Here is a 26851-nt window from a genome sequence, read left to right as displayed (position 1 = left end):
GTGCGGGCGCCGAGCGAATACGGCAAGCGTGCTCAGCCGTCCGACGACGCGCTCGCCGAGGGCTTCGCCCCCTTCTTCAGGAAGCCCATGTCCTCGTACACCGGTGTCTGGAATCCGAAGGCCCCGGCGTTCACCACGTCTCTCTTCGCGGCCGTCAGCTGCGGCCTCTGGTAGAGCGGGATGGAGCCGGCCGCCGCCCAGATGCGGGAGTCGGCCTTGCGGATCAGGTCGCGGCTCTCGTCGTCGTCCAGCGAGGCCATCGCCTGGTCGAAGAGCTGGTCCACCTGGTCCGTGCCCACCCGCGTGTAGTTCTGCTCGACGTCCAGCGAGCCGTCGGCCGCCGGCACGGGCTTCGCGTAGATGGGGCGCGCGTCGGTCGCCGGGAAGGCGGAGGCGGGCCAGGAGTAGAGGGCGAGGTCGTACTGGCCGGCCGCGATGTGGTCCTTGAAGTAGCTGTCGTCGGACACCTTCACGATGTCCGTGCGGATTCCCACGCGCGCCAGCATCCGGCTGATCCGGTCCGCCACCGTGCGCAGGGTCTCGGACCCGGCGCCCGACGGGATCACGAAGCGCAGCGTGAGCGCCTTGCCGTCCTTGGCCAGCTGCGCGGCCGCCGCGCCGGCCGGCGCCGCCGTGCCCTTGGGCGCGTACGCCCCCGGCGCCCCGCCCTGCTTCAGGTGCTTCTCGCCGTACTGCTTGCCGTCGGCGAGGTGCTTGGACCCGTCCTCGCCCTGGTGCTCGTGCTTCTTCTTGTGGTCCTTGGTGTCCTTGCCGTCGGCACCCTTGTTGTCCTCGCCGACGATGTACGTCCCGTCGTCGCCGCCGTCGGAGTCGTCGTCGGCCTTCCTGCCCTTGGCGCCGGCCGCCTTCTCGCCCTTCTTCTGCTCCTTGACCGGACCGCCGGGCACCCATCCGGCGTCGGCGAGCAGCGCCTGCGCCTCCGCGGTGTCCTGGCCGCCGATCGCGCCGCTGTTGTCGGCGTAGTCGGCCTGGCCGGACAGCGCGAGGTGGCTGCCGACCGGCACCGCGGGCAGGCCGAGCGGCCCCAGCACGGCCTCGGCCAGGGCCGCCCGGTCGAGGGCACGGGCCACCGCGCGGCGGACCCGCTCGTCGGCGAGGGGGCCCGCGGAGCCGTTCAGGGCGAGCTGGGTGAAGGCCGGTTCGAGGGACTTGCGGACCTCGAAGCCGCGCAGGGTCTGCTGCTGCTTCTGGTACTTGGCGATCTTCCTGCGCTGCTTCTCGAGGGCGCGCACCTCGTCGTCGGCGGCGTCCTCGTCGGTGCCGTGCGCCAGCGCCCAGGACCGCAGCGACTTCGCGGCGACACGACCGCCGCCGACGGAACCCGCCAGCGGGGAGGCCCCCTGCAACGGCGTGTTGGTCCCCGACTTCGCCCGGTCCGCGAGGGCGATGCGCTCGGCCGCGGACGGGTCGATCTCGGCCAGGTCGATCTTCCCGGCGGCCAGCGCGGCGGCACGCTTGTCACGCGGTACGGCCATCAGGTCGATCTCGGACAGCTTCGCCGGACGGCCCCACCAGCGGGGGTTGCGGGCGAGGGTGACCTGGTCGTCCTTGCGGTCGACCTTCTTGAGGGCGAAGGGTCCCGCGGTGACCTTGAGCTTGCGGCGGGCGCCGTCGTTGAAGGAGTCGGGCGTGCCCATGACGTCCTTGGGGTACAGCGGAGAGAACAACGACTGCCAGTCGGCGTACGGGCGCGCGAAGGTGACCTTGACCTCCAGGTCGTTCGCGCCGCGCTCGATCTTCTCGATGCGGTCGTAGCCGGCGTTGCGGGCGGTCCAGTAGGCGCTGTCCTTGCCGGACAGGGCGCGCCACTGGGCGGCGAAGTCGGCGGCGCCGATCTCCCGGCCGTCGCTCCACACCGCCTGCTGGTTCAGCTTGTAGACGACGACCTGCTTGGGCTCGGTGTCGACGACCTTCGCGGACTCCAGGTAGTCGGCGTTGCGCACGGGCCTGCCGGCGGCGTCCATGCGGTACATCGACGGCAGGACGGCCTGCGCGATGCGGGTCGTGGCCGCGTCGGCGTCCGACTGGAAGGTGTTGAGCGTCTCCGGTACGTCGTCGACGGCCCAGCGCAGGGTGCCGCCGTCGGCGACGAGCTCCCGGGCGGCGGGGGCGACGTCCTGTGCGGCGAGGGGCTTGCCCGCGGGATCGTCCGAGCTGCACCCGGCGAGCAGGGGGACGGCCAGCGCGCCGGCGGTCAGAAAGGCGGCCGATCTGAGTGCTGCGCGGTCGGTAGTCGTTCGTCTGCTGGTCCGTTGTGGCTGGTCGCGCAGTTCCCCGCGCCCCTTCAGGGCGCTGTCCGGGCCGTCGTTCGACATCTTTGGGTTACCTCCGGAGAGCCGCTCCCGCCCATGCCACGAATAGGGCCTCTGATCACATTTGGCGGTATTTTGGAGTTGATCAGATCTACGGCCCCACTGAAGAGGAAAGGGTTCGCCTGCCGGGGGCGACACGGCGGCGGGGGCGGACAAGCCCACCCGTGCGGCGCAATGCCGATGAAATGCGCTCCCCGGCGCACACAGAGCGCATGCGGGCGTGCACTGGAGGCGTGCAATCCGCCAATCGCTGCACATCCCTTCCCACCGGCAGGTGTGACGCGCAACACTCGCAGGCGCATGAACGTTGCCGACCTAGGCCGCAAGGCCGACGGAAGTGAGGTCACGTCATGTCCGTGCACGACGACCTGACGTCAGTCCAGCGCTGCCTCGACGACCTGACCCGGTCGGTGGGCCGCCTGGAACAGCAGCTCGGCAGCGGCGGCCTGGACATGCGCCGCGTCCGCGCCGACGCCGATCACCTGCGGGAGAGCGTCCAGCTCCTGCGCGCGGCGGCGTCGCTCCAGACCACGCCCGCCAAGCCCGAGCTGGTCACGATCCCCGACACCCCGTACGACCCGAAACTGTGGACGGACTCGGACGACGAGGGACTCGGCGCCCGGCACACCCCCTGACCCGACCCCCGGAGCCTTCAGTTGGCCACTGGTACGGAACCCCATCCGAACAGCGGCGGCGTGAGAACCGGTACGCGCGCCGCGATCGCCGCCCCGCACCTGCGCACCGACCGCTGGTGGCTGGCCCCCGCCGCCACCGCGGCCGGACTGCTCGCCTTCATCGTCTACTCGACCTGGCGGGCCTTCGCGAACGCGGACTACTACTCGGCGCCGTACGTCTCCCCGTTCTACTCGCCGTGTCTGGCGGAGAACTGCAAGAACATGCCCTCGGGCCCGAACGCCGATCTCTTCGGGAGCTGGTGGGCCATCTCCCCCGCCATCATCATCCTGATCTTCCCGCTCGGCTTCCGGCTGACCTGCTACTACTACCGCAAGGCCTACTACCGGGGCTTCTGGGCCTCGCCCCCGGCCTGCGCGGTGGCCGAGCCGCACAAGAAGTACTCCGGTGAGACCCGCTTCCCGCTGATCCTTCAGAACGTCCACCGGTACTTCTTCTACGCGGCGATCGTGGTCGCGGGCATCCTGACGTACGACACCGTGCTGTCCTTCCGGGACACCGACGAGAACTGGGGCCACATGGGCCTCGGGACGGTCGTGTTCCTGGTCAACATCACGCTCATCTGGATGTACACGATCTCCTGCCACTCCTGCCGGCACATCGTCGGCGGGAAGCTCAAACACTTCTCCAAACACCCCGTGCGCTACAAGGCATGGCAGTTCGTCGGGAAACTGAATGCCCGTCACATGCTGCTCGCCTGGGCGTCGTTGGTGAGCGTGGCGCTCGCCGACTTCTACGTCTATCTGCTCGCGTCCGGTGCCTTCGACGATCCGCGCTTCTTCTGACTGAGATGAGTGGGGCCTTCTGATGTCCGTGGTCGACCGCCAGGAGTGGGACGTCGTCGTGGTCGGCGCCGGGGGCGCGGGCCTCCGAGCCGCCATCGAAGCGCGTGAACGAGGCGCCCGTACGGCAGTGATCTGCAAGTCCCTGTTCGGCAAGGCGCACACCGTGATGGCCGAGGGCGGCATCGCGGCGGCGATGGCCAACGCCAACGAGCACGACAACTGGCAGGTGCACTTCCGCGACACCATGCGCGGCGGCAAGTTCCTCAACCAGTGGCGGATGGCCGAACTGCACGCCCAGGAGGCCCCGCAGCGGGTCTGGGAGCTGGAGACCTGGGGCGCCCTCTTCGACCGCACGAAGGACGGCCGCATCTCGCAGCGCAACTTCGGCGGGCATGAATACCCGCGGCTCGCGCACGTCGGCGACCGCACGGGCCTCGAGCTGATCCGCACGCTCCAGCAGAAGATCGTGTCGCTCCAGCAGGAGGACAAGAAGGAGACCGGGGACTACGAGTCCCGCCTGAAGGTCTTTCAGGAGTGCACGGTCACCAGGATCCTGAAGGACGGAAGCCGGGTTTCCGGGGTCTTCGCGTACGAGCGGGAGACCGGCCGTTTCTTCGTCCTCGAAGCGCCCTCGGTCGTCATCGCCACCGGTGGCATCGGCAAGTCCTTCAAGGTGACGTCGAACTCGTGGGAGTACACGGGAGACGGACACGCGCTCGCGCTGCTGGCCGGAGCGCCGCTGCTGAACATGGAGTTCGTGCAGTTCCACCCGACCGGCATGGTCTGGCCGCCGTCCGTGAAGGGGATCCTGGTCACCGAGTCCGTCCGCGGTGACGGAGGCGTCCTGCGGAACTCCGAGGGCAAGCGGTTCATGTTCGACTACGTCCCCGACGTCTTCAAGGAGAAGTACGCCGAGTCGGAGGCGGAGGGCGACCGCTGGTACGAGGACCCGGACAACAACCGCCGTCCGCCTGAGCTGTTGCCGCGTGACGAGGTCGCCCGGGCCATCAACTCCGAGGTGAAGGCGGGCCGCGGCTCCCCCCACGGCGGCGTCTTCCTCGACGTGTCGACGCGTATGCCGGCGGAGGTCATCCGGCGCCGACTGCCGTCCATGTACCACCAGTTCAAGGAGCTGGCGGACGTCGACATCACGGCGGAGGCGATGGAGGTCGGGCCGACCTGCCACTACGTGATGGGCGGCATCGCGGTCGAGTCCGACTCCGCGGCGGCTCGCGGGGTGCCGGGCCTGTTCGCGGCCGGCGAGGTGGCCGGCGGCATGCACGGCTCCAACCGCCTCGGCGGCAACTCCCTCTCCGACCTGCTGGTGTTCGGGCGCCGGGCCGGCTGGCACGCGGCCGAGCACGCGACGGGGCTGAAGGGGGCCCGCCCGCCCGTGGACGACGTCCAGATCGACACGGCGGCGGCGGAGGCCCTGCGCCCCTTCTCCGCCGAGGGTCCGGCCCCCGGCGAGGACGACGGACGCCCGCCGGAGAACCCGTACACCCTCCACCAGGAACTCCAGCAGACCATGAACGACCTGGTCGGCATCATCCGCCGCGAGGGCGAGATGGAGCAGGCCCTGGAGAAGCTGGCGGATCTGCGGGTACGGGCCCGTCGGGCCGGCGTCGAGGGCCACCGCCAGTTCAACCCCGGCTGGCACCTCGCGCTCGACCTGCGGAACATGCTGCTGGTCAGCGAATGCGTGGCGCGGGCGGCGCTGGAGCGCACCGAGTCGCGCGGCGGCCACACCCGCGAGGACCATCCGACGATGGACCGCAAGTGGCGCAACATCAACCTGCTGTGCCAACTGACCGACCCCACGGGCGGGTTGGCGGCCACGGACCCCGTCCGCGGCCAGATCGACCTCACCCGCGAGACCACCGAACCCATCCGCGCCGACCTCCTCGCTCTCTTCGAGAAGGAGGAGCTGGTCAAGTACCTCTCCGAAGAGGAGCTCTACGAGTGAGCAGCTACAAGGCCCGCTTCAATGTGTGGCGGGGCGACGTCAAGGGCGGCGGCCTGGAGGACTTCGAAGTCGAGGTCAACGACGGCGAGGTGGTGCTCGACATCATCCACCGCCTCCAGGCCACCCAGGCCCCCGACCTCGCCGTCCGCTGGAACTGCAAGGCGGGCAAGTGCGGTTCGTGCTCCGCCGAGATCAACGGCCGCCCGCGTCTGATGTGCATGACCCGCATGTCGGTCTTCACCCGCGAGGAGACGATCACCGTCACTCCGCTGCGCGCCTTCCCGGTGGTACGGGACCTGGTGACCGACGTCGGCTTCAACTACACCAAGGCGCGCGAGGTCCCGGCGTTCGTGCCGCCGGAGGGTGTGGGTCCCGGCGAGTACCGGATGATGCAGGAGGACGTGGACCGGTCGCAGGAGTTCCGGAAGTGCATCGAGTGCTTCCTGTGCCAGGACACCTGCCATGTCGTCCGTGACCACGAGGAGAACAAGACCGCCTTCGCCGGCCCCCGTTTCCTCATGCGGGTCGCGGAGCTGGACATGCACCCGCTGGACGCCGCCGCCGAGTCCGGCCTGGACCGCAAGAAGACCGCCCAGGACGAACACGGCCTCGGCTACTGCAACATCACCAAGTGCTGCACGGAGGTCTGCCCCGAGGGCATCCACATCACGGACAACGCGCTGATTCCCCTGAAGGAAAGGGCAGTTGACCGCAAGTACGACCCGCTGGTGTGGCTGGGGTCGAAGATCAGACGGCGGTCTTCGTAGGTCGCGGGGTGCGGCCGGGCCGCTCGGCGAGGTACTGGACCCCCAGCCCCGCCATGAACGCGACCCAGCCGCACCATGCGACGCCACCGCGCACGCCGATCGGCGGCCCCGAGAAGGGGCCCAGGAACATGAACAGGCTGCCGCCGACCACGCACATCAGCGCTCCGTATCCCCACAGTCGCGGCCGCAGGACCTTGGACCGCCGCCACGGGATCACCCAGCCGGTCGTGAGGGCGGCTATGCCGAGCGCCCCCATCAGCGACATGACCAGCGTGCCCGCCACCACCAGGTAGATGTGCATGGCGATCAGCATCCCACCAGGGCGAGAGCCTGCGCCAGGTTGTGTTCGGCGATCTCCCGCATGAACCCCCGGTCCGGGAAGTCGCCGTCCAGCAGCCGGAGCGGCCCCGCGGCCAGGGACAGGTGCATGGCCAGCCGGTAGAGCCGGATCCGGTCCTCGTCGAGGTCCGGGGTGCGCAGGGCTTCGTAGTGTTCGTGGAAGCGGATCCGCAGGAAGACGTGCTCCCACTCCACGTCGAAGTAGAGCAGCCCTTCGATGTCGATGAGGGCGGGTTGCCCGTCCGGCGTCAACAGGACGTGGTCCGGGCCGAGTTCACCGTGGATGAGGGAGTAGCGGCTGCGGGGCTGGACGACGGCCGCCAACGCCCTTACAGCGTCGGCCAGTTGATCCCTCGCCGCCGCTGCCCGCGCGTCCCGTACGACGATCTCGTCGATGTCGCGCAGGGCGCCCTCGGTGACGCGCTGCTCGCACGAACCGGCCGTCGGCGTACCGCCGTTGTCGACGAGGGCGGCCTTGCCGAAGGTCGGGCCATGGTGGGCGTGCAACTGCCCGAGCTGGGCGGCGAGCAGCTCGAGCGAGCCGCGGGCCGCGACCGGGTCCCGCCGCAGCGCCTCCTCCAGGCTGCCGCCCGCCATGTCCTCGACGACCACCTGTCCGTCCCCGGCGTACAGCAGGCGGGGCGTGCGGACGCCGGCCGCGGTCAGGCGGTCGTACGCGGCCGTGAACAGGTCGAAACCGGTGCCGTGGGAGAAGGGGTCGCGGAGGTCGGAGGGGCCCGCGTCCCAGAAGTCCTCGTCCGCGGACCAGACGTAGGCGACGGCCGTCGAGTCGTCGTCGTGGACCAGCCGGTAGACGCCCTTCTTGGTGCCGCCGCGCAGCCTCGTGACGGCGGCCAGGGTGCGGCCGGTCGCGGCACGGGCGAGAGGGGCGAGGTCGTCGCGGGTGAGGTGCTTGCGGGTGGCGGTCATCGGCGGATCCTCGCACTCCGGCCGGGCGACCGCAGGCGGATTTCAGCGGACCCAGTCCTCCCGGTACGCCGTCCAGTCCTTCTCCTCGGCCGCGAAGTCGACGTAGAGGGCGACGCCGAAGTTGGCGCGGTCCGCGTCCGTGCGGGACAGGCCGAGGCGGACGCCGCGGACGGCGGCGGGGACGGTCTCCGCGTGATTCCAGTGGCCGAAGCGGTTCTCGTGGTAGAAGGGCAGGCCCATGAGGAGGTCGGTGGAGGGTGGGGTGACCTCCAGGGCGAGCGAGGTCTGCTGGGCCACGTAGCCGCCGTACAGGCTCTGCAAGGGCTGCATGGTGTCGTACGACATCACGGCGATCTGGTCGACCCGGCGCGCGACCTGTCCGAAGAACTTCTGCGACCACCACTTCGGGTGGCCGGCGACCGTGCCCCAGAAGGAGTGGAAGCCGGGGAGCGGGTCTATCTGGTGGGCGGCCACGGAGAGTTGGGCGTCGTGCGCGCGGGTGACGGAGTGGAGGGAGTCGAGGAGGGTGAGGTAGTCGCGGTCGCCGGAGTGGAGGGGTTCCAGGTCGAAGTGGGCGCCGTCGAAGCCGGCGGCCAGGATCCGGCGGGTCGAGGTGACGACGGCGGCGCGGGTCGCGGGGCGGTCGAGGTGCATTCCGGTGGGGGTCTCGGTGGCGAGTACGTCGCCGAGCCAGGCCTGGACGCGGATGCCCGGGGCGGCACGGTGGACGGCCTTGATCAGCCAACCGGCCTTCGGGTACGCCGACTCGGGCAGCGTTCCGTTGTGCTCCAGGGGGCCCGCGTGGACGTACAGATCCCGGATGCCGGTGGTTTTCAGGCGGGCGGTCAGGGCGGTGACGTCGGCGTCGGTCTTGCGGCCGTCGACCCAGGCGTGACCGAGCCAGATGGCGTCCTTCTGGCGGGTGTACGTGCCGGGTTCCGGGTCACCGAAGTAGTTCACGCGGAGGGCGGTCTCGGCGGCGAGGACGGGGAGGAGCAGGACCAGCAGGGCGAGCAGCCCGATCCGACGCGCCCGCCGCCACCCGGCCTTCCGCACGTGCCGCCCGACGCGCTCGCCGGCGCCCTCACCCTCACCCACCGCGGCCCGCTCATCCGCCTCCGTCCGCTCATCCATCCCCGCGCCCTCGCCCTTGCCCGCCTCCGCCCACTCCATCCCCGCTCCCCCGCCGCCGACCCCGTCCGTCGTCATACGTCCCCCTGTCTCACGCCTCCTCCACCCCCACCCCTGCCTCACCCCTGCCTCACCCCGGTCGCGCGGGCGCTTTCCTGCTCATACGCTCCGAAATGTGACGTCATCCTTGATCCGGGGCCGGCCGCGGCGGGCCACCTCTCACATATCCGTGCGGGTGGTGCACACCCTGCTGGGCGGGCTGGCCGGGGTGGTGTGGCTGGTGTTGCCGGGGATGACGATCAGTGGCGGCGGGTCGGTTCCGGACGCGCGTGCGAATTCCGCGGTCGTGAGGGGAAGCCCCGTCGCCGAGGAGGACGAGACCTCGGGCGCCGATCTGGTGCTGCCGTTGGTGGCCGTGGGGGCGGCGGGGGTGCTCGCCGGGTACGGGTACGTGCGGCGCACGCGGCGGGCGCGGAGCCGGACGACACCCGGCGGCGGTTCCTCGCTCACCGGCCCCGCCCCGCCTCCGCTCGGCGAACTGGACGATCAGGTACGGATGTTGCTCGTCGAGGCCGACGACTGCGTGCGCACCAGCCGGGAGGAGCTCGGCTTCGTCGAGGCCCGCTTCGGGGCGAAGGCCGTCGCACCCTTCGCACGGGCGGTACGGGACGCCCACTCCGAACTGTCGGCCGCCTTTCGGATGCGGCAGCAGTACGACGACGGTGTCCCCGAGGACGAGACGGCCCGGCGGCACGCGCTCACGGGGATGGTCGGGCGGTGTCAGGAGGCGGGGCTGCGGCTGGACGCGGAGGCGGACGGCTTCGACCGGCTGCGGGCGCTGGAGGACGGGGTGGGGGAAGCGCTGGAGATCGCCGAGGGCCGTTTCCGGGGGCTGGCCGGGCGGGTCGGGGGCGCGGACGCGACCTTGTCGGAACTGGCCGGGCGGTACGGCTCCCCCGCGGTCGCCGCCACCGCCGGTCACGTCGAACAGGCCAAGGACCGCCTGGTGTTCGCCACGGTCCGGCTCAACGAGGCCCGTCAGTCGGCGGACATGGGCGAGGGGAAGGCGGCGATACGTCATCTGCGCGCCGCCGAGGGCGCGATCACGCAGGCCGACATGTTCATCGCCGACATCGACCGCCTGGCCGACGCGCTGAAGTCGGCGGCAGGGTTGGTGCCGGCCGCGCTGACGGGGGCGGAGGCGGAGCTCGCCGGGGTGCGGGGGCCGGCGTCGCGACCGGAGACCCCGGTCCTCCCCGCCGGTGAGCTGCACGCCGTCGTCGCCCACGCGGACCTCGTACTGACCGCCGTACGAGAAGAACTGACCACGGACGGACCGTACGACCCGCTCGACGCCCTTCGACGGATCGTGGCGGCGACCGCCCCGGCGGGCCTGGGGCGGGCCGGGGTTCTGTCGGCCGCCGCACTGCTGCTGGCGCGGAGTGCCGTCGGCGGGGCCGCCGGGTTCATCGCGACGCACCGGGGAGCGGTGGGCGCCACGGCCCGTACCCGCCTGGCCGAGGCGGAACGCCTCCTCACCACCGAGCCGATCCCCGCCGACACCCTGGCCCGCGACGCCCGGGACCTGGCCGAACAGGACGTACGCCTGCACGGCAACCCTTACGAGAACCACGCGGCGGGAGTGGCCGGAGCGGTCCTGGGCGGAGTCGTGTCCCCCGACGGCACACCCCCGACGTACGGCGGCCCACGCACCCGCCCCCGCCGAGGGAACCATGGGATCGAGCGGTGAGCGGTCGTGGCGACGGGGACCGAGGGGTCGTCGGCCGGGCGGTGAAGGACTTCACCCGGCGCGAGGAGGTCGTTCTCGCCACCAAGGTCTGGATGCGGATGCCAGATCCACCGCTGGGACTACGACACCCCGATCGAGGAAACCCTGGAAGCGCTGCACGACGCGGTCAGGTCCGGGAAGGTCCGCTACCTCGGCGCCTCCCGCTCCGCGCCGACCAGGGCATCGGCGTGATCCCGTGGAGCCCGCTGGCGCGGGGCAGGCTGACGCGGGCCCGGGACACCGCCACGCCTCGGCGCACTCAGAACAGGCTGAGCAACGCCTCCGCGGGATCCGCCAGCCCTGTCTCGCCGTCCGGCAGCGGCAGTTCGAACCACACCGTCTTTCCGCGCGGGGTACGACGAGAGCCCCACGCCGCGCTCAGGAGCCCCACCAGCTGAAGCCCCCGGCCGCCTTCGTCCGTGTCCCGAGCCCGCCGCCGTCGGGGCTGGACCAGCCCCGAGTCCCACACCTCGCACACCAGCGTGCGATCCAGCAGCAGCCGCAGCCGGATGTCGCCCTCGCCGTACCGCAGAGCGTTCGTCACCAGCTCGCTGACCAGCAGCTCCGTCGTGTCGACCAGCGGCTCCAGATCCCAGGAAAGCAGCTGCCCGCGCGCGTACTCACGGGCCCGGCCCACACTCCGCGGCTCCCGCGGCAGCGTCCAGTCGCCCACCGAGTCGGCCGGCAGACCCTGGACCCGGGCCATCAGCAGGGCGATGTCGTCCTCGCCGTGGTGGGTGTCGAGGGTGTTGAGGACGTGGTCGCACACGTCCTCCAGCGGCCGGGTGGGGTCGGTCAGCGCGCCCACGAAGGCCTGGAGGCCCTCGTCCAGGGGGTGATCGCGGCTTTCGACCAGTCCATCCGTGTAGAGCGCGAGCAGGGCGCCTTCGGGTAGTTCGACCTCCACCTCCTCGAAGGGCTCCCCGCCGACGCCGAGCGGCATGCCCGGCGGGACGTCGAGCATCAGCGCGTCCTCGCCGGGTTCGACCAGGACCGGCGGCAGATGCCCGGCGTTGGCGAAGGTGCAGCGGCGGGTGACGGAGTCGTAGACCGCGTAGACGCAGGTCGCGAGGTACACCTCCAGGAGGTCGGCCTCGCGGGGGCGGCGGGCGGAGCGGGTGGCCTGCTGGACACCGCCCGGTGCGCCGAGGCCGCGGGCGATCTCGTCCAACGCGCTGAGGACTTCCGCGGGTTCGAGGTCGAGGAGGGCCAGGGTCCTTACCGCCGACCTGAGTTCGCCCATCGCCACCGCCGCGCGCAGACCGCGGCCCATGACGTCGCCAACCACCAACGCCGTGCGGTGGCCCGGCAGTTCGATCACGTCGAACCAGTCACCGCCGACCTCGCTGGGGCGGTCCGCGGAGGAGTTGCCGGGGAGGTAGCGGCAGGCGATGTCCAGGCCGGAGGCGACCGGGTCGCCGGGCGGGAGCAGGGAGCGCTGGAGTATGAGCGCGCGCTCGTGCTCGCGGCGGTACAGGCGGGCGTTGTCGATACAGACGGCGGCGCGGGCGGCCAACTCCACGGCCAGGTCGCGGTCCCGGTCGCCGAACGGCTCGCTGCCCTTCGTACGGGCGAACTGCGCGATGCCCACGACCGTGTCGTGGGCGACCATCGGCACGGCCAGCGTCGACTGGACGAGGCCGCCCTCCTCGGCCGGGACGAGCTGCGGCCGGGCGGTGCGCAGGGCGTCCGCGCAGGGCGAGTTGAAGGGGAAGTGGTGGACCGCGCCGACCGAGACGGGCGGCCCGGAGCCGATGAACGGGGCGTCGGAGACCGCGCTGGCGAACGCCACCCGGCGCAGCTCCGCGCTGCCGTCGGCGAGGCCCGGCGGGGTCTCGTCGCCGGCCAGCAGGCCCTGGTAGAGGTCGACCGTCGCGAGGTCGCAGAAGCCGGGGACGACGACGTCGAGGAGTTCGCGGGCCGTGGTCTCCAGGTCGAGGGAGTTGCCGATGCGGGCGCCGGCCTCGTTCAGAAGGGCGAGATTGCGCCGCGCCGAGGCCGCTTCCCGGGCCGCCGCGCGGCGGGCGGTGATGTCGGTTCCGAGCCAGGCGATGCCGATGGGGCGCCCGGAACCGCTGTGCACCCGGTAGAGGTTGATGGACCAGTGCCGGCGCTCGTCCGAGCCCGGCAGGAAGCCCGTGACGTGCATGTCCGTGATGGAGTCGCCGGTCTCCAGGACCCGGCGCAGGGTCGCGGCGACCCGCTCGGCCTCGGGGCGCGGCAGGTAGTCGTGCACGTCCTTGCCGCGGTGGTCGTCCGGGGTGCCGCCGAAGAGGGAGGCGAACCGCTGGTTGGCGCGCCGGACCCGCAGATCGGGGTCGATCAGCAGGAAGCCGAACGGAGATTGACCGAAAATCGCCTGCGAGGCGGCGAGGTCGGTCTCGATGCTGCGCAGGGTGCGGACGTCGACCACGATGCAGACGGCGGCCTTCTCGCCCTCCTCGGTCCGCGTCGGCATGACGTAGACCTCGGCGAGGCCCTCCCGGCCGCAGTCGCCGTCGGCCGCCCCCGGAGGAACCCGGAAGGGGACCACACCGGTCCACTCCCGCCCGTCGAGGATCTCGGCCATCTTGCGCTGGCCCTGCTCGCGCAGGTCGGAGTCGATGAACGCCTCGATGGGGTCCATGCCGACGGCGCGCCCCGCGGGGATCCCGAAGAGCTGCTCGGCCCTCAGGCTCCACTGGTCGACCAGGCCGTCCGGGCCGATGGAGAAGGACGCGACCTTGATGTAGTCGTAGATCGAGCCGGGTGGGCTGCTCTGCCACATCGCGTCACCGCCGGGCGCGTCGCCCAGGCCGGTGTCGCGGAGTCCCGTGCGGGACGGCGATCCGCCCGTACCGGATCCGGAAAGCCCCGTGCCGCCCGTCGCATGCCTCGCCGCGTCCGCGGCGGCATCACCCGCGGACTGTGACCTCGCGCGGTCCGACGGGTCCGTGGACCCCGTGGCCTTCGCTGGTATCTCGCTCACGCGAACCGTCCCCTCCAGCTCACCGCGTCCGGCACCGGTCACCGGGGGCGGCTGCCCGCAGTATCCAGCACTACGGCGCCGCACAACACGGTGTTCACGATCACAGCACGGTCCCGACGGTTTTCGGTCCCGGCTGCGACAACACTTCCAGTCTTCTAACCAGCCAACACCTCGTCGAATCACGCGCGGCGACAACCGCCACTGGCCTGAACCAGTCGGTCGACAACGCGGGGGCGGTCGTACAACCCGGATCCGGCCCGGATCGGCCCCGGATCAGCCCGGTACGGCCAGCTCGAACCACACCGTCTTGCCCGCCTCGCCGGGGCGGGTGCCCCAGCGGCGGGAGGAGTGGGCGACCAGCTGGAGTCCGCGGCCGCTCTCGTCCTCGGGGTGGGCGACGCGTTCGCGGGGCGGGTCGGGGAGCGGGTCGGAGACCTCCACCAGCAGGACGTCGGGGAGGCTCACGGGGCGGACGAGGCGGACGCCGATGGGGCCGGTGGCGTGCCGGAGGGAGTTGGTGACCAGCTCGCTGACCAGCAGGGCCGCCAGGTCGCCGAGGGTGTCGAGGTGCCAGGTGTGGAGTTGGCCGCGGACCGCTGCGCGGGCGTTCCGGACGGCGCCCGGTTCCGCGGGAAAGCTCCACTCGGCGCAGTCGCCTTCGGTGTCGATCACGCCGATCACTTCCCGGGCCAGCAGGCTCACCCATGTCCGGTTTCATGGGGTTAATGGGCACATACCCGATATTCGATGGGGAGTACCGTCCGGGGAGGCGCACTGTGGCACGAACGGAGTAGGGGGCGTGCGCCTCCTACAGGTTGGTCAGTGCGCGGACCGCTTCCACGTCCTGGTCGAGCCAGTCCACGTCCCAGATCTCGTCCGGAGCGAGCCAGCGCAGTTCGTCGTGGTCCTGGAGGGGCTTCGGGGCCGGGGATCCCGGGAGGAGGCGGGCCGTCCAGATCCGGAGGACGTACGGGGGCTTCAGGGGCCACTCGCCCGGGACTCGGGTCAGGGGCTCGGCCGCCACGCCCAGTTCCTCCTGGAGTTCGCGCACCAGGGCCGCCTCGGGGGTCTCGCCCTGTTCCACCTTGCCGCCGGGGAGTTCCCAGCGACCGGCCAGGGCCGGCGGCGCGCTGCGGCGGGCCGCCAGGAGGTGGGTGCCGTCGAAGAGGGCCGCGCCCACCACCACGATCCGTTCCGTCATGGGGCGGAGCCTACGGGAGGGGGCGCGGGCCGGGTCAGTTGGCCGTGACCGTGCTGCCCTGGCCGTTCTGGCCGATGCGTTCGACCCAGTAGAGCTGCTTGTGGCCGCGGTCGTCGAGGCTGTCCGCGATCTTCTGGGCCTCCGCCCTGGTCGCGTACCTGCCCACGCGGTAGCGGTTGCCGTTGTCGTCCTGCCGTATGACGAGCCAGGGAAGAGTGATCGTGCCGTCGTTCATCGCCCCCCACCGCCCCTTCCGACCTCGGCCCGCCCGCCTCGCGGTTCGTGCCGTGCCCCGCCCGCTAAGGAAACCGCAATCCGCATATGCCCGAGCCTACGCCTAACCTTTACGCAGCGAACACGGCTTTTCACAAAGAGGTACGCAACCGGCCAGAACGAGGGGGGCGCACGAGTTCGAGCGCGCCGCCCGGGAGCCTTGACGCATCCGGTCAGCGGCATTCCGGGCACGCCTCGGACGACCTGCGAGAACGACCGGAATCCACCGGCGCGCGGACGGGGCGCGCGAGGGGTGGGAGGGGGTACGGCGGGGGGCCGAGGGGAGCAACTCCCGTAAAGGTGTGCGCTATTTCACCGGGAGGTGGTACGCGACCCGGTAGCGGTCGGCCGGGATGACCACGTCGGCGGTCTCCACGGCGCGGCCCGAGGCGTAGAACGTGCGCTGGATGACCAGGACGACATGGCCGGGGACGCCGCCCAGGTCGACGAGTTCCTCGGCGAGGCCGGGGCGGGCGCCGACCTCCTCGGTGACGTTGTCCACCACCACGTCGATCGCCGCCATGCGCTCGACCACGCCCATGCCGCCGAGCGGGCCCTCCTCGGGCAGCATCACGGGCGTCCGGCCGGTGACCGCGAGGGGCTCCCAGGAGGTGGAGAGCATCATCGCCTCGCCGGCCTCCCGGAACACGTACTTCGTGCACATCACGCGGTCGCCGGGCTTGAGGCCGAGGCGCTCGGCGACCATGCCGCTCGCCTCGGTCTGCTCGCTGCGCGACTCCCAGGTGCCGCGGGTCGCGCCGTCGGCCTGCTCCTGGCGGAACGGGGTGGCCCCGCCGTCCGGGCGGAAGCCGGAGCGGGCGACGCTGCGCGGGACGGGGCGCTCACGGACGTACGTCCCCGAGCCGGAGCGGCCCTCGACCAGGCCCTCGGCCATCAGCACCTTGCGCGCCTCCAGGGCGACGGTGTCCGAGACGCCGTACTCCTCGCGGATTCTGGCCTGGGAGGGGAGGCGGGTGTGCGGTGGCAGCGAACCGCTGACGATCTTCTTGCGGAGATCACCCGCGACGCGCAGATACGCCGGCTGCTCACCGAAAGTCACTGGCCGCTCCCATCAGGTTGTACAGACAGCAACAGCGTGGCAACCGTGGGTTCCGCCATGCAAGCAAAGGCCAGAGAATCACTCGATGTGATGACATGTTCCAAGGGAAGGCTTTACGCAGGCACTTTCTCCCCGCTATAGCCGCCGTCACACCTCGAAGCCGGAGGAGTCTCCGCCGCCGTCCCCTCCGCCGCCGGTCTCCCCGTCCGGGGGCGGGGTCGTGGCGAGGCCCAGAGCCTTGCGGGCGGTCACCGACCTGTCGAAGGTGGAGAGGGTCATGGCGCGGTCGTAGGCGACGTAGAAGGCGTCGGCGTCGGTGGCCTTCGCGGCCTTCGCCCACTCCTTCCGGACCGTCTCGACCTGCTGGGCGACGGCCGTGACCGGGCCCTTCGCCCCTGCCGGCCAGTCGTGGGCCCGGAGCGACTCGGCCTGCGCCGTGAACGCGTCCGAAAGGCGCGCGGCCCACTGCGTGTTGGTCTTCAGGTCGTCGTCGGGGCCGTCCACCGGCTGCGAATCCAGGGCCCTGTTCCCGATGTTGACGGCCTTCAGGTAGGCGAGCTGGTCGGCGTCCAGGGTCCGTGCGTCGTTGCGCACCGAGCCGGTCAGGCTCGCCTTCTCGTCGGTGTTGCCGAACACGCAGGTGATCTCACGGTCGCCCAGTCCCCAACTGTCCCGGGTCGGCGTCAGGTAGTACACGTCCACGTCGTCGGGGACGGCCCAGGCGTCCATGGCGTAGTCGTAGCGGAGCGACCAGCACCGGGTGTCGGCGAGGTCGGTGACCTTGCGGTCGCCGGGGTAGGAGGCGTAACCCTTCATCCGGAACGAGGCGAAGACCTCCCCGTCGTGCTTCCCGGTGCACGGCACCTTGTCGACGTCGTAGGCCTCGCCCTCCAGCGAGCCGCTCGGCGAGTCGAAGCACTCGCCCTTGGCGAGGGTGTAGGCGCTGCCGTTGTCGCGGGCGGAGTCCTTGAAGCCGTCCCAGAAGTCGGAGATGCCGCCGGTCGCGACGGCCAGCACCCACAGGGCGAGCCCGAGCGAGGAGAGCACCGACCCGGCGACCGCCATGCCCTTGCCCCGCTCGCCGTTCCGCCTGATCTGCCCGAGCGCGATCAGGCCGAGGAGCAGTCCGAGGGCCGGGATGCAGCAGAGGATGCCCAGGACGAGGGAGGCGATGGCGAGGCCGTTGACGGGGGTGGGGCGGTTGTACGGGCTGTAGCCCTGGGCCCAGGGCTGGTACGGGTACCCGGGGTACTGCGGGAACTGGCCCTGTTGGTACGGCCCTTGGGGCTGCTGTGGCCCAGGGGGCGGGGGTATGGACACGGGTACCGTGCTCCTGGCTCGGGCGGGGTGTGCGGTGCGCAACGGGCATGCGAACTGGGCGCATCGTAAACAGGCGGCCGGCCGGGGCGGAACGGGGCCGGCCTAGCGCGGCCCGCGCTCCTTCTCCAGCACCTGCACACAGCGGCCCAGCAGGCCGACCAGCGCCTCGCGTTCCGCGTCCGTGAACTCGGCGGCCAGCGCCCGCTCCACCCGTACCGCCCGGGCGTCCGCGTCGGCCATCACCTTGCGGCCCTCCTCGGTGAGGCGGGTCTCCAGGACGTTCTTGTGCCACTCGTGCGGGGTGCGTTCGATCAGGGCGCGGTCCTGGAGGTTGTTCAGGACCGTGTTGATCGTCGGGGGTGTGACTCCGCACAGCCGGGCCAGGGCCGCAGCCGAGATGCCGGGGTTCTCGGCGAGGTGGAGCAGCGCGGAGTACTGCGCGACCGTCACGCCCGCCGGTTTCAGGACCGCGGCCTTGGTCGCCATGAGGGCCTGGTCGGCCAGCTTGAGGTGCGAGCCGAGGCGCTCGGACGCGGGCATGGACGTCATCCGCGCATGATATCGGGGCGACTGCCGGTGTGACCTCGCACGACTATTAATGCATTGACGATGATTAGAGTTCTAATCTATGTTCGCCTACGTAATGGAATGCGAAGCCGAACCGAGAGGCTCCGACGTGTCCCGATCCATCCACCGTCGTTCGTTCCTGACCGGCGCGGCCGCCGTCGCCGCCACCGCCGCGCTCCCGGCCACCGCCGCGCGGGCCGCCGACGCGGTCCGTGTCCGTACGGCCTTCACGCTGCCCGGTGAGCGTGTCTATCCGGAGGGCATCGCCCTCGACCCGCGTACCGGCGACGCCTACGTCGGCTCGTACGCGAACGGCGCCGTGTACCGCGCGGCGCGGGGCGGCCGTGCCGCCGAGGTGTACCTGCCTGCCGGCGCCGACGGGCGCTCCACCGCCAACGGCCTGAAGGTCGACCGGGCCGGGCGGCTGTGGGTCATCGACTCCACCGCCGGGGTCGACGTCTACGACCTGCGCGACCGCTCCCCGATCGCCCGCTTCGACGTGCCGGCCACCGGCTCGCACCTGGTCAACGACCTGGTGATCACCGCGGACGGCACCGCGTACCTCACCGACAGCCTGAGCCCGGTGGTCTACCGCGTGACCCCCGCCGAGGTGGCCCGCGGCGGCCGCGCGACGCTGGTCCCGGGCTACGACCTGAGCGGCGTCCTGGCCCCGCACCCCGCCGACGCCTTCACCCTCAACGGCATCGTCGCCGACGCCGCCGGGCGGTATCTGTACGTCGTCGACATGACCGGCGGCGATCTGTTCCGGGTCGCGGTGGCCACCGGCGCCGTACGTCAAGTGACCCTGATCGGGGGCGATCTGACGCACGGCGACGGACTGGAGCTGGCGCACGGCAGGCTGTGGGCCGCGCAGAACGCCAGTAACACCCTCAGCCGGTGGCGGCTGTCGGCCGACGGCGCCTCGGCGCGGCTCGAGCGGCGGTTCAGCGACGCCTCGCTACAGATCCCGACCACGCTGGCCCGCGTCCACGGGCGGCTGCTGGTCGTCCGGTCGCAGTTCGACAAGGGCGGGCCGATGGGGGCGGGGGTGCCCGAGGAGCCGTTCACCGTGGCCTGGGTGGACGGGATCTGACGGGAGCTCCGGTGGCGCGGGACCGCCGGTCGGGGCGGAGGCCGGCCGTCAGTCGACCGGCTCGCCCGCCAGTCTTCGCTGCTCCTCCGCCACGATCCGGCGGGCGATGCCCGCGTCCGTGACGTCGACCGCGTCCGGTGTCGCCTCCGCGGTGTCGCTGCGGCGGGCGTAGGCGTCGAAGAGGCGGTTCTTGTTCTCCAGGATGCGCAGCAGACGTTCGTCCACGCTGTTCGCGGCGAGCAGGCGGTGCACCTGGACCGGGCGGACCTGGCCCATCCGGTGGGCGCGGGCCACGGCCTGGTGTTCCAGGGTGGGTTTGACCTGCGGTTCGCAGAGGATCACGACGGAGGCCGCCTGGAGGTTGAGGCCGACGCCGCCGGCCTCGATCTGGGCGAGCAGCACGGCGTGGCCGTCGGCGGCCGTGAACTCGTCGACGAGCCGCTGGCGGCGGGCGGCCGGGACGCTGCCGGAGATCGGGCCGAACACGTCCTCGCCGAGGGCCTGGTGGACCGTGGCCAGGACGTCCCGGAAGTACGAGAAGACGACCACCTTCAGCCCGTTGGCCGCCGCCTCCGCGACCAGTTCGCGCAGCCGCTGGAGCTTGGCGGACTTCTCGGGGTCGGCGTATCCGGCACGGCGCATCGCCATGAAGTTCCCCGCGGCGACCGCCGTGCGGTACGCGTCCTCGTCGGCCGCGCCGAACTCCTCCCACTCGTCGACCTGGAGCAGGGCGGGCAGTTCGGTCAGCACGTCCTGCTGGTTGCGCCGGAGGTAGGCGGGGGCGACCGACCGGCGGAAGACGTACGGCCCCGCGACCGCGTCGCCGTCGCGGATCCTGGGGACCAGGTCCGGCTGGAGATAGCGGACCAGAGTGCGGAACTCCTCGACGTGGTTCTCCATCGGGGTGCCGGTGAGGAACAGGACGCGGTCGGCCGTCTTCGTCCAGGCGGCGATGGACCTGGCGCGGCGGGTCTCGGGGTTCTTCACGTAGTGCGCCTCGTCGACCACGAGCATGGCGGGCTTCGGAGTCCTCGGGAGGTTCGGGGGCCTGGAGCCCAGGAGCTTCGTGGGCCTTGCGCCGTCCGGTGCGGGCAGGGTGTGCAGCAGGTCGAAGGTGGTGAGGGCGACGCCGCCCCGCTCGCGCCACTCGGCGTACGCCTCCTGCCGGTCGGGGCCGTGCACCGGGACCGCGCGCAGGGCGCTGCGGGAGCGGATCTCGCGGGTCCAGTTGATCAGGACGCTCGCCGGGCAGACGACGAGGAAATGGCTCTGTCCCTCCGCCGCGAGGTGGGCGAGGGCCGCGATCGCCTGGACCGTCTTGCCCAGGCCCATCTCGTCACCGAGCACCACCCGGCGCTGGGCGAGCGCGAAACGGGCGCCGAAGGACTGGTAGCCGCGCAGCGAGACCCGGGTGTGGGTGTCGTCGAGCGGCTGTGCCCGCACCCGCTCGGCCACCTCGGACGGCAGGTAGCCCTCGGCGGCCTCCTCGTCCGGGTGGTGCTCGGAGGCCTCGGCGAGCCGGCTGTAGTACTCGGCGGAGCGCAGCTCGAAGTCGACCCAGGCCTCGACGTCGGAGGCCGGTCCGCGCAGCAGGTCGGTGGAGGCCTGGGCCAGTTGGAGCCGGGTGCCGCGGGTCTCCGCGTCGGCGGTCAGCTCGCGCAGCTCCGCCGTGGCGGCGAGGGCGGCCTCCTTGCGGCGACGGCCGGTGAGCGCGAGGCGGAGTCGGCCGGTGGCCGGGCGGGCCGCGGGCAGCAACTCGCGCAGTCTGCCGTCGAGTCGGGTCGCGTTGCCGACGGCCTTGCGGAGCTCGGGTCCGGCCTCGACGAGTCGGTGCAGGGCGACGACCAGGGCGGTGGTGCGGGGTTCCGGGTTGTCGACGTCGATGCGCACCGAGACCGTCTCCTCGACGGCCCGGGCGATCTGGCGGGCGGCGGCGAGGGCCTGGTCGGCTGTCTGGGCGCCGACGCCGGGGATCTGCCGCAGGTCGAAGCGGGTCGCCTCGTACACCGAACCGACGGTCGCGAACCCCGCCGCCTCGACGGCCGTCAGCCGCAGCCGGCCCTCGGTGGCCTCCTTGAGCCGGGCGACCGGGATGTTCTCCAGCTCCTTGACCACGAGTTCGTCCCGGAGCGGGGCGAGCGCGGAGCGGACCGCCTCCAGGGCGCGGGTGTGATCGTCGAGCACGCTGCGGGCGGCCTCGTACAGCCGCGTGCCCCGCGTGCACACGTCCCGGGCCCCCCGCCCCACGGGCGCCGCCTGCACCTCCCCGACCGCCACGATCCCGCCCCTCGCACGCCACCCGACCCACCCGGTACGCCCATAGTGACACCGGGGTCCGACAACGGGGACGGCCTGTGGACGCGGGTACGCGCGAGCCGCGGGTTCGTCCTGGGGACGCGGGTACGCGCGCCCCCTGGACCCCTCAGTCCCGGAACCCCGTCCTGCGGGTCCGCTTCTCCCACGTCATCACGTCGTCCCGGATCTGGTCGAGGTGGTCCAGGACCGCGCTCACGCCGTCGTCGCCCAGCGGGAGGCGCAGGGGCGTGCGGTCCGAGTCGAGGGCCGTCAGGATCAGGGCCGCCGCCTTCGCCGGGTCGCCGGCCCGGTCGTCGAAGCCCGCGTCGACCATCGCTCGGGTGCCGCCCACCGTGGCGTACGCGCCCGTGTCGATGCTGGCCTGTGTGCCGTCGTACAGGGAAGTGCGGAACGCGCCCGGCTCCACCACCAGCACCTTGATGCGGTACTCCGCGACCTCGCCCGCCAGCGCCTCGGACATGCCCTCCAGGGCGAACTTCGTGCCGCTGTAGGCCGAGAAGCCGGGGTAGGAGGTCTGCCCGCCCATGCTGCTCATCTGCACGATCGCGCCCGAGCGCCGTGAGCGCATGTACGGCAGGACGGCCCGCACCAGCGCAGCCGGCCCGAAGACGTGCACGTCGAACAGGGCGCGCAGTTCGTCGTCGCCGGTCTCCTCGAAGGCGCCGACGTGACCGCGGCCGGCGTTGTTGACCAGCACGTCGATCCGCCCGTGCCGGGCCACCACGTCCCGTACGGCGGGCTCGGCGGCGCTCACGTCGGCGACGTCCAGTCGCAGCGCCTCCACCTGGTCGGGGTGGGCGGCCACCAGGTCGTCCAGCCCCTCGGGGCGCCGCGCCGCGCCCACGACCACGTCACCGTCGGCGACCGCGGCCTCGGCGATGGCCCGCCCCAGTCCGCTGCTCGCGCCGGTGATCAGCCAGACCCTGTTCATGGTTCGCTCCCTCCCGGAATGGTTCGGGATTCAGCTTCTTCCCGTGCCGCGGCACCCGTCCAAGACCTACGGTGATAACCGATGGCTATGACGACGGACGTGCATGTGCGGGACCTGCGGTACTTCGTGACGGTGGCGGAGGAGCTGCACTTCACGCGCGCCGCCGAGCGGCTGTACGTCTCGCAGCCCGCGCTGAGCAAGCAGATCCGGGCGCTGGAGCGGCAGTTGGGGGTGGAGCTGCTGCGCCGGGACCGGCAGGGCGTGGAGCTGACCGCGGCCGGCGCGGCGCTGCTGCCGCACGCCCGGCGGGTGCTGGCCGCGTGGGCGCAGGGCGCGGACGTGGTGGCTCAGGCGCGGGCCGCGCAGCGCAGCACGCTGGTCGTCGGCATGAGCACCAGCCCGGGCCGGGGCGGGCTGCTGCCGGCGATCCGCTCCCGTTTCACGGCCGCCCGGCCCGAGGCCGTCGTGCGGCTGCGTCAGGTGAGTTGGGAGGATCCGACGGCGGGGCTCGCGGACGGCGACGCGGACGTGGCCTTCGTCTGGCTGCCGCTGCCCGACCAGGAGCGGTACGCGTGGACCGTCGTCGCCGAGGAGCCACGCCTGGTCGCCCTGCACGAGGGCCATCCGCTTGCCGCCCGCGCCGAGGTCGACTTCGCGGACCTGGCCGACGAGCCCTTTCTCGCCCTGCCGCCGAGCGCCGGTCCGCTGCGCGACCACTGGCTCGCCCTCGACGAGCGCGACGGGCGCCCGCCGCGGGTCGGCGCGGAGATCGCGAGCACCGAGGAGACGTACGAGGCTCTGGTCGCGGGGCTGGGGGTCTGTCTGGTGGCGGCGGGGAACGTCCCGCTGATCACTCTGGGCGGTGTGCTCACCCGTCCGGTGCGGGGTCTCGCGCCCAGCCGCTATGTCCTGGCCTGGCGGAAGGGGGATCGCAGGCCGCTGGTACGGGCGTACGCGGATGCCTGCCGCCAGGTGGCGGAACGGGCCTGAGCGTCCAGTAGGTTGAGCGCCGTGACGAACCGGATACCCACCGCCGAGGAGCTGGTGGCCGCGCTGCCGGCCTTCGCCGGATACCTCCGCGAGGCCGCGCTGCTCCAACCCTCCGCCGGTGTACCGGGGTTCGGGGAGAGCTCGGTCGGCGGTCCGCTGCTGTGGCCCGCCGGCGAGCCGTGGCCGGTGTGCCCGGGCCCGCACCTCGTGGAGGTCCGCGAGCAGCTCTCGGACGAGGACCGGGAGACCTGGCAGCGCATCGACGAGGCCATGCGCGCCCGCCACCGCGAACACCCGGAACGGGCCTACGAGGTGACCGCGGAGGAGGCCGAGACCCAGCGGCGGATCATGGACGGCGCGGGCGCCCTCGACCTCATCACCTGGGAGACCATGCGGATGGCGCCGGACGCCTCGGGGCCCGGCGTCGCCATGGTCCCGGTCGTCCAGCTGTACGCCCGTGACATGCCCGGCGACGACTGGCACTGGCCCGCCGGGACCGACGTACTTCAGGTGCTGTGGTGCCCGAACGACCACGACGACCTCCCCGGCCAGTCCGGGTACTACGGGCCCGCCGTCGAGCTGCGCTACCGCAGGGCGTCCGACGTCACCGAGGTCCTGGTCGACCCGCCGCACCCGGACCGCACCGACGACTCCTACCTGCCGCAGCCCTGCGTCCTCGACCCGGTCGCGGTGACCGACCTCCCCGACCGGGACGAACTGCCCGGGGAACTGGCCGAGTCGGGGGAGGACTGGGCCGAGGAGCGGGCCGTCGAGTACCACCGGGGGCTGGCCTGCCGGGAGGGCTGGAAGCTGGGCGGCTGGCCCAGCTGGCACCTCACCGACCTCCTCCCGATCGACTGTACGTCGTGCGACAGCACCATGCGGGTGCTGCTGACGGTGGACAGCTGCAACGACGGTCCGGACGTCAATGTCGGACGCTTCGGCGAACTGCGCGTCTTCATCTGCCCGACCGACCTCTCGCATCCCTTCCAGCTCAACATCCAGTGAGGGAAGTGGAGTTCACCGGGCGATCTGCGTCACTATCGACGCGTCGGCTATGCGCGTGTCGTCGGCCAGCAGGAACGCCTTGCTGAGGATGAGTGCCAGGCGGTCGTCCTCGAAGGGCAGGAACACCTTCCCGTCGCCGGCCTTGCCGCGCGCCGGGACGATGCAGAGGTAGGAATCGTCCGGCTCCATCAGGATGTTGGCCGAGCCGAGATGGATCTTGTACGTGCGCAGGTCGCCGCGGACCACCAGGAAACGGCCGTCCAGCGAGCAGCGGTCGGCGATCCTCAGCCGCGGCAGAACGCGCTCCAGGACGTCCCGGCGGGCCTCGGCGCTCGCCGTGAGCTCGGCGAAGCCGGCCCGCTCCCAGTAGGCGCGCACGGGGCCGCCGTCGGTCCAGTCGGGGTCGGCGGCGACGGAGGTGACGCCGACGAAGAGGTCCACGTCCCGCATCGCCTCGCTGAACATCAGCGGCGGCACCTCGGTGAGCGGCGCCTCCCGCCAGGTCCCCTCCGCCCTGCGGGAGAAGCGCACCTGATCGGTCGAGGCCAGCGGCTGGTCGCCGTCCAGGTCGGCCAGCGAGTGCAGGAAGCGGACCCGCCACTCCCCCGCCGCCAAAGTCCTTACTGCGCCGTCCTGTTCCCCGTCGGACCAGTGTCCGAGCAGGTTGCTCCGCCAGCCGCGCGCCCGGAACAGCGCGAACATCCGGTGGTAGTGGACGAGGTGGGCGGCGAAGCGGTTGGAGTAGACGCGGGTCGCCTCCTCGGCCGGGGTGAGGAGGTAGATCTCCCGGAAGGCCTGCTTGAACGGCTGCCGTATGCGCCGCTCGGTCAGCAGGTCCCGCCAGGCCCGCACGGCGTCCGGGTCGGAGCGCAGAGGGTGCCAGAGGCGTACGGCGGCTTCCTCGGGTGCGTCGGGGAGGCCGTCGGTCTCCGGGAGCACGGGCTGCCAGTCGCCCGGCGCCGTCTCGACCTCCCAGATCAGCCGGCGGACCACGGGCCCGGCGAGCGGATGCCCGGCCAGCCCGGTGCGCCAGCGGCCGTACGGGTGGACCGCGGCCATCGCGTAGCCGCCCTCCAACGCCCGGGCGAGGGTGGCGAGTTGGCTGTCGACCCGCTTGGCCAGGTCGCGCACTTCCCTGACCAGGTCGGCGTGGTCGCGACGGACGGCGGCGGGGACGGAGCGCAGGGGGCGGCCGCCCTTCTCCCAGGTCAGTTCGGCGGTGGTGCCGTCGACGCGGACGACGGCCGTGTACTCGCCCGCCTCGCGGCGCAGGACGCCGTCGGCGCCGAAGCCCAGGGCGGGCAGCCGCAGCGCCACGTCGGTGCGCTCGGCGAGGGCCACGTCGATCTTCTTGAGCATCTTGGCGAGCTGCTTGGGCACGCCCGCGTGGCGGACGATCGTGCGTACGTGGCGGAGTGCGGTGACCAGCTCGGGGGTCGGGAAGTCCTGGGCGGCGCGGGCCAGTTCATAGAGGAGCGCCTGGGACGGGACCGTCCTGGCCGCGGTCGGGGCGACCGTGATGCCGGGCAGGAGGCGGTCGAGGAGCGGCGGCAGCCAGGGTTCGTCGCGCAGCAGGGCCACGCGCGCGGCGTGGCCGAGGGCGGCGACCTCGCGGTCCGTGAAGGCCTTGTCCGCCCGGTACGGGATCGTCCCCGCATGCAGCGCGTCGGCGCGATCGGCGGCCTCCTCCAGGGCACCGCGGGCGAATGCGACGTAACCGGGGATGTCGGCGATCCCGCGCCAGGCGTCCGGGAGGGACGGCGGTGAGGTGAACGAGTGGTCGCGCTCGACCTCCGCCAGCAGCGTCCGCTCGGCGTCGGTGAGGCGGGTGAGCGCGGCGAGTTCCGCCAGGCCGATGGGGCCGGCCTCGCGGCCGAGCCGGTCGGTGACCGTGCGCAGGGTGCCCTCGCCCGCGAGGCCGGCCACCGCGAGCAGCGCGTACGGCTGGCGCAGGTCGTTCTTCTCCAGGAGGAACTCGGTCAGCAGGCGGGCGGGACCGGAGAGTTCGGGCCAGGGCCCGGTGCAGCGCGCCAGCGTGCCCGCGCCCAGGGTGAGGTCCGCCCAGTTCCGCACCTCCGTCCCCGCGAGCAGCGCCTCGAACATCCGGCGGCAGGCCTCGGGGGTGTAGCGCGGCTGCCGCTCCCTGCCCGCGTCCTCGACGGAATGACGGACCCGGGTCGCCGTGTACGTGGCGGTGGGCCGGAGGCCGTAGGCGGTCGGGAGGAGGTCGCCGAGCTCCTGGTCGGAGAGGCGGGCCACGTCCTCGTACCGGAACTCCTCGGCGGGTTCCGGGTCGTTGAGCAGGCGCGTCAGGCGGTCGGCGGCGGTCATGCAACGGATGATGGCAGCCGGCACTGACAATGCGAGCGGTCGAGGTGATCGGCCGATGCG

Annotated in this window: 22 protein-coding genes and 1 pseudogene; 9 read left to right on the top strand and 14 right to left on the bottom strand. The window is 72.1% G+C overall.

Annotated elements, in window-relative coordinates; genetic code table 11:
- Positions 1-32: 32 nt before the first annotated feature.
- Entirely contained in the window at positions 33-2336 is a 2304-nt protein-coding gene (locus ACQEWB_RS32090; RefSeq protein WP_432837139.1) for an ABC transporter substrate-binding protein, read from the bottom strand.
- Positions 2337-2683: 347 nt separating this feature from the next.
- Between ACQEWB_RS32090 and ACQEWB_RS32085 the strand changes: the two genes are divergently transcribed.
- Genes ACQEWB_RS32085 through ACQEWB_RS32070 form a run of 4 tightly spaced genes read left to right on the top strand, consistent with a single transcriptional unit; the run spans position 2684 to position 6544 of the window.
- Positions 2684-2968 carry a hypothetical protein gene (locus ACQEWB_RS32085; protein ID WP_432837137.1) on the top strand — a complete coding sequence of 95 codons (285 nt, stop codon included), beginning with the start codon at positions 2684-2686 and terminating at the stop codon, positions 2966-2968.
- A 21-nt stretch (positions 2969-2989) separates the two neighbouring features.
- On the top strand, positions 2990-3811 hold the full coding sequence (locus ACQEWB_RS32080) for a hypothetical protein (protein ID WP_432837135.1): 822 nt from the start codon (positions 2990-2992) through the stop codon (positions 3809-3811).
- 22 nt (positions 3812-3833) lie between these two features.
- Positions 3834-5777 carry a fumarate reductase/succinate dehydrogenase flavoprotein subunit gene (locus tag ACQEWB_RS32075; protein ID WP_432837133.1) on the top strand — a complete coding sequence of 648 codons (1944 nt, stop codon included), beginning with the start codon at positions 3834-3836 and terminating at the stop codon, positions 5775-5777.
- Complete coding sequence (locus ACQEWB_RS32070) at positions 5774-6544, top strand: succinate dehydrogenase/fumarate reductase iron-sulfur subunit (protein ID WP_432837131.1); 771 nt, start codon at positions 5774-5776, stop codon at positions 6542-6544. The genes ACQEWB_RS32075 and ACQEWB_RS32070 overlap by 4 nt, the downstream gene beginning before the upstream one ends.
- Here the strand turns inward: ACQEWB_RS32070 and ACQEWB_RS32065 are convergent.
- From ACQEWB_RS32065 to ACQEWB_RS32055, 3 genes are read right to left on the bottom strand one after another with little or no spacing between them, the layout of a single operon-like run.
- Entirely contained in the window at positions 6525-6845 is a 321-nt protein-coding gene (locus ACQEWB_RS32065; RefSeq protein ID WP_432837129.1) for a hypothetical protein, read from the bottom strand. The two genes, ACQEWB_RS32070 and ACQEWB_RS32065, sit on opposite strands and share 20 nt — an antisense overlap.
- Before the next feature lie 5 nt (positions 6846-6850).
- Entirely contained in the window at positions 6851-7813 is a 963-nt protein-coding gene (locus ACQEWB_RS32060; protein WP_432837127.1) for a phosphotransferase, read from the bottom strand.
- 42 nt (positions 7814-7855) lie between these two features.
- Positions 7856-9022: a hypothetical protein gene (locus tag ACQEWB_RS32055; RefSeq protein ID WP_432837125.1), complete on the bottom strand. Its 1167-nt coding sequence runs from the start codon at positions 9020-9022 to the stop codon at positions 7856-7858.
- Between the two features lie 97 nt (positions 9023-9119).
- Between ACQEWB_RS32055 and ACQEWB_RS32050 the strand changes: the two genes are divergently transcribed.
- A complete protein-coding gene (locus tag ACQEWB_RS32050; protein ID WP_432837123.1) occupies positions 9120-10694 on the top strand; it encodes a hypothetical protein in 1575 nt (524 codons plus the stop codon).
- A 26-nt stretch (positions 10695-10720) separates the two neighbouring features.
- A pseudogene (locus ACQEWB_RS32045) lies at positions 10721-10987 on the top strand (aldo/keto reductase); the annotation flags it as partial.
- Between the two features lie 5 nt (positions 10988-10992).
- Here ACQEWB_RS32045 and ACQEWB_RS32040 read toward each other — a convergent pair.
- From ACQEWB_RS32040 to ACQEWB_RS32010, 7 genes are all read right to left on the bottom strand, one after another.
- Positions 10993-13701: a SpoIIE family protein phosphatase gene (locus ACQEWB_RS32040; protein WP_432837121.1), complete on the bottom strand. Its 2709-nt coding sequence runs from the start codon at positions 13699-13701 to the stop codon at positions 10993-10995.
- Positions 13702-13974: 273 nt separating this feature from the next.
- Positions 13975-14403 (bottom strand): ATP-binding protein, encoded by a 429-nt coding sequence (locus ACQEWB_RS32035; protein ID WP_432837119.1) that lies wholly within the window; start codon positions 14401-14403, stop codon positions 13975-13977.
- Between the two features lie 106 nt (positions 14404-14509).
- On the bottom strand, positions 14510-14902 hold the full coding sequence (locus ACQEWB_RS32030; RefSeq protein WP_432837117.1) for a (deoxy)nucleoside triphosphate pyrophosphohydrolase: 393 nt from the start codon (positions 14900-14902) through the stop codon (positions 14510-14512).
- Between the two features lie 34 nt (positions 14903-14936).
- Entirely contained in the window at positions 14937-15137 is a 201-nt protein-coding gene (locus tag ACQEWB_RS32025; protein ID WP_432837115.1) for an SPOR domain-containing protein, read from the bottom strand.
- A gap of 345 nt (positions 15138-15482) precedes the next feature.
- Positions 15483-16235 (bottom strand): GntR family transcriptional regulator, encoded by a 753-nt coding sequence (locus ACQEWB_RS32020; protein ID WP_432837114.1) that lies wholly within the window; start codon positions 16233-16235, stop codon positions 15483-15485.
- A 147-nt stretch (positions 16236-16382) separates the two neighbouring features.
- A complete protein-coding gene (locus ACQEWB_RS32015) occupies positions 16383-17555 on the bottom strand; it encodes a DUF4190 domain-containing protein (RefSeq protein ID WP_432837112.1) in 1173 nt (390 codons plus the stop codon).
- Positions 17556-17657: 102 nt separating this feature from the next.
- Positions 17658-18104: a MarR family winged helix-turn-helix transcriptional regulator gene (locus ACQEWB_RS32010; RefSeq protein WP_432837110.1), complete on the bottom strand. Its 447-nt coding sequence runs from the start codon at positions 18102-18104 to the stop codon at positions 17658-17660.
- 127 nt (positions 18105-18231) lie between these two features.
- On the opposite strand from ACQEWB_RS32010, the gene ACQEWB_RS32005 reads away from it, so the two are divergent.
- Positions 18232-19215 (top strand): SMP-30/gluconolactonase/LRE family protein, encoded by a 984-nt coding sequence (locus tag ACQEWB_RS32005; protein ID WP_432837108.1) that lies wholly within the window; start codon positions 18232-18234, stop codon positions 19213-19215.
- 48 nt (positions 19216-19263) lie between these two features.
- Here ACQEWB_RS32005 and ACQEWB_RS32000 read toward each other — a convergent pair whose 3' ends face one another.
- Both ACQEWB_RS32000 and ACQEWB_RS31995 read right to left on the bottom strand, forming a co-directional pair.
- Positions 19264-21495: a DEAD/DEAH box helicase gene (locus ACQEWB_RS32000; protein WP_432844127.1), complete on the bottom strand. Its 2232-nt coding sequence runs from the start codon at positions 21493-21495 to the stop codon at positions 19264-19266.
- 142 nt (positions 21496-21637) lie between these two features.
- Positions 21638-22462 (bottom strand): SDR family NAD(P)-dependent oxidoreductase, encoded by an 825-nt coding sequence (locus tag ACQEWB_RS31995; protein ID WP_432837106.1) that lies wholly within the window; start codon positions 22460-22462, stop codon positions 21638-21640.
- Positions 22463-22549: 87 nt separating this feature from the next.
- Here ACQEWB_RS31995 and ACQEWB_RS31990 point away from each other — a divergent pair, with 87 nt between their 5' ends.
- Positions 22550-23452: a LysR family transcriptional regulator gene (locus tag ACQEWB_RS31990; protein ID WP_432844125.1), complete on the top strand. Its 903-nt coding sequence runs from the start codon at positions 22550-22552 to the stop codon at positions 23450-23452.
- Positions 23453-23473: 21 nt separating this feature from the next.
- Positions 23474-24460, top strand: coding sequence for a hypothetical protein (locus ACQEWB_RS31985; RefSeq protein WP_432837104.1), 987 nt, complete (start codon positions 23474-23476; stop codon positions 24458-24460).
- Between the two features lie 12 nt (positions 24461-24472).
- Here ACQEWB_RS31985 and ACQEWB_RS31980 read toward each other — a convergent pair whose 3' ends face one another.
- On the bottom strand, positions 24473-26791 hold the full coding sequence (locus ACQEWB_RS31980; RefSeq protein ID WP_432837102.1) for a DUF4132 domain-containing protein: 2319 nt from the start codon (positions 26789-26791) through the stop codon (positions 24473-24475).
- Positions 26792-26851: the final 60 nt, after the last annotated feature.

This window comes from Streptomyces sp. CA-249302 (assembly GCF_050936785.1).
In the GTDB taxonomy this organism is placed as follows: Bacteria; Actinomycetota; Actinomycetes; order Streptomycetales; family Streptomycetaceae; genus Streptomyces.
Note: the sequence above shows the minus strand (reverse complement) of the source record. Positions and strands in the feature narration are given on the sequence as shown.

What these genes read in the sequence shown, in the direction of transcription:
- ACQEWB_RS32090 (WP_432837139.1), bottom strand. Translation starts at nt 2,336, where the DNA reads ATGTCGAACGACGGCCCGGACAGCGCCCTGAAGGGGCGCGGGGAACTG.
- ACQEWB_RS32085 (WP_432837137.1), top strand. Translation starts at nt 2,684, where the DNA reads ATGTCCGTGCACGACGACCTGACGTCAGTCCAGCGCTGCCTCGACGAC.
- ACQEWB_RS32075 (WP_432837133.1), top strand. Translation starts at nt 3,834, where the DNA reads ATGTCCGTGGTCGACCGCCAGGAGTGGGACGTCGTCGTGGTCGGCGCC.
- ACQEWB_RS32065 (WP_432837129.1), bottom strand. Translation starts at nt 6,845, where the DNA reads ATGCACATCTACCTGGTGGTGGCGGGCACGCTGGTCATGTCGCTGATG.
- ACQEWB_RS32060 (WP_432837127.1), bottom strand. Translation starts at nt 7,813, where the DNA reads ATGACCGCCACCCGCAAGCACCTCACCCGCGACGACCTCGCCCCTCTC.
- ACQEWB_RS32055 (WP_432837125.1), bottom strand. Translation starts at nt 9,022, where the DNA reads ATGACGACGGACGGGGTCGGCGGCGGGGGAGCGGGGATGGAGTGGGCG.
- ACQEWB_RS32030 (WP_432837117.1), bottom strand. Translation starts at nt 14,902, where the DNA reads ATGACGGAACGGATCGTGGTGGTGGGCGCGGCCCTCTTCGACGGCACC.
- ACQEWB_RS32025 (WP_432837115.1), bottom strand. Translation starts at nt 15,137, where the DNA reads ATGAACGACGGCACGATCACTCTTCCCTGGCTCGTCATACGGCAGGAC.
- ACQEWB_RS32010 (WP_432837110.1), bottom strand. Translation starts at nt 18,104, where the DNA reads ATGACGTCCATGCCCGCGTCCGAGCGCCTCGGCTCGCACCTCAAGCTG.
- ACQEWB_RS31995 (WP_432837106.1), bottom strand. Translation starts at nt 22,462, where the DNA reads ATGAACAGGGTCTGGCTGATCACCGGCGCGAGCAGCGGACTGGGGCGG.
- ACQEWB_RS31990 (WP_432844125.1), top strand. Translation starts at nt 22,550, where the DNA reads ATGACGACGGACGTGCATGTGCGGGACCTGCGGTACTTCGTGACGGTG.
- ACQEWB_RS31980 (WP_432837102.1), bottom strand. Translation starts at nt 26,791, where the DNA reads ATGACCGCCGCCGACCGCCTGACGCGCCTGCTCAACGACCCGGAACCC.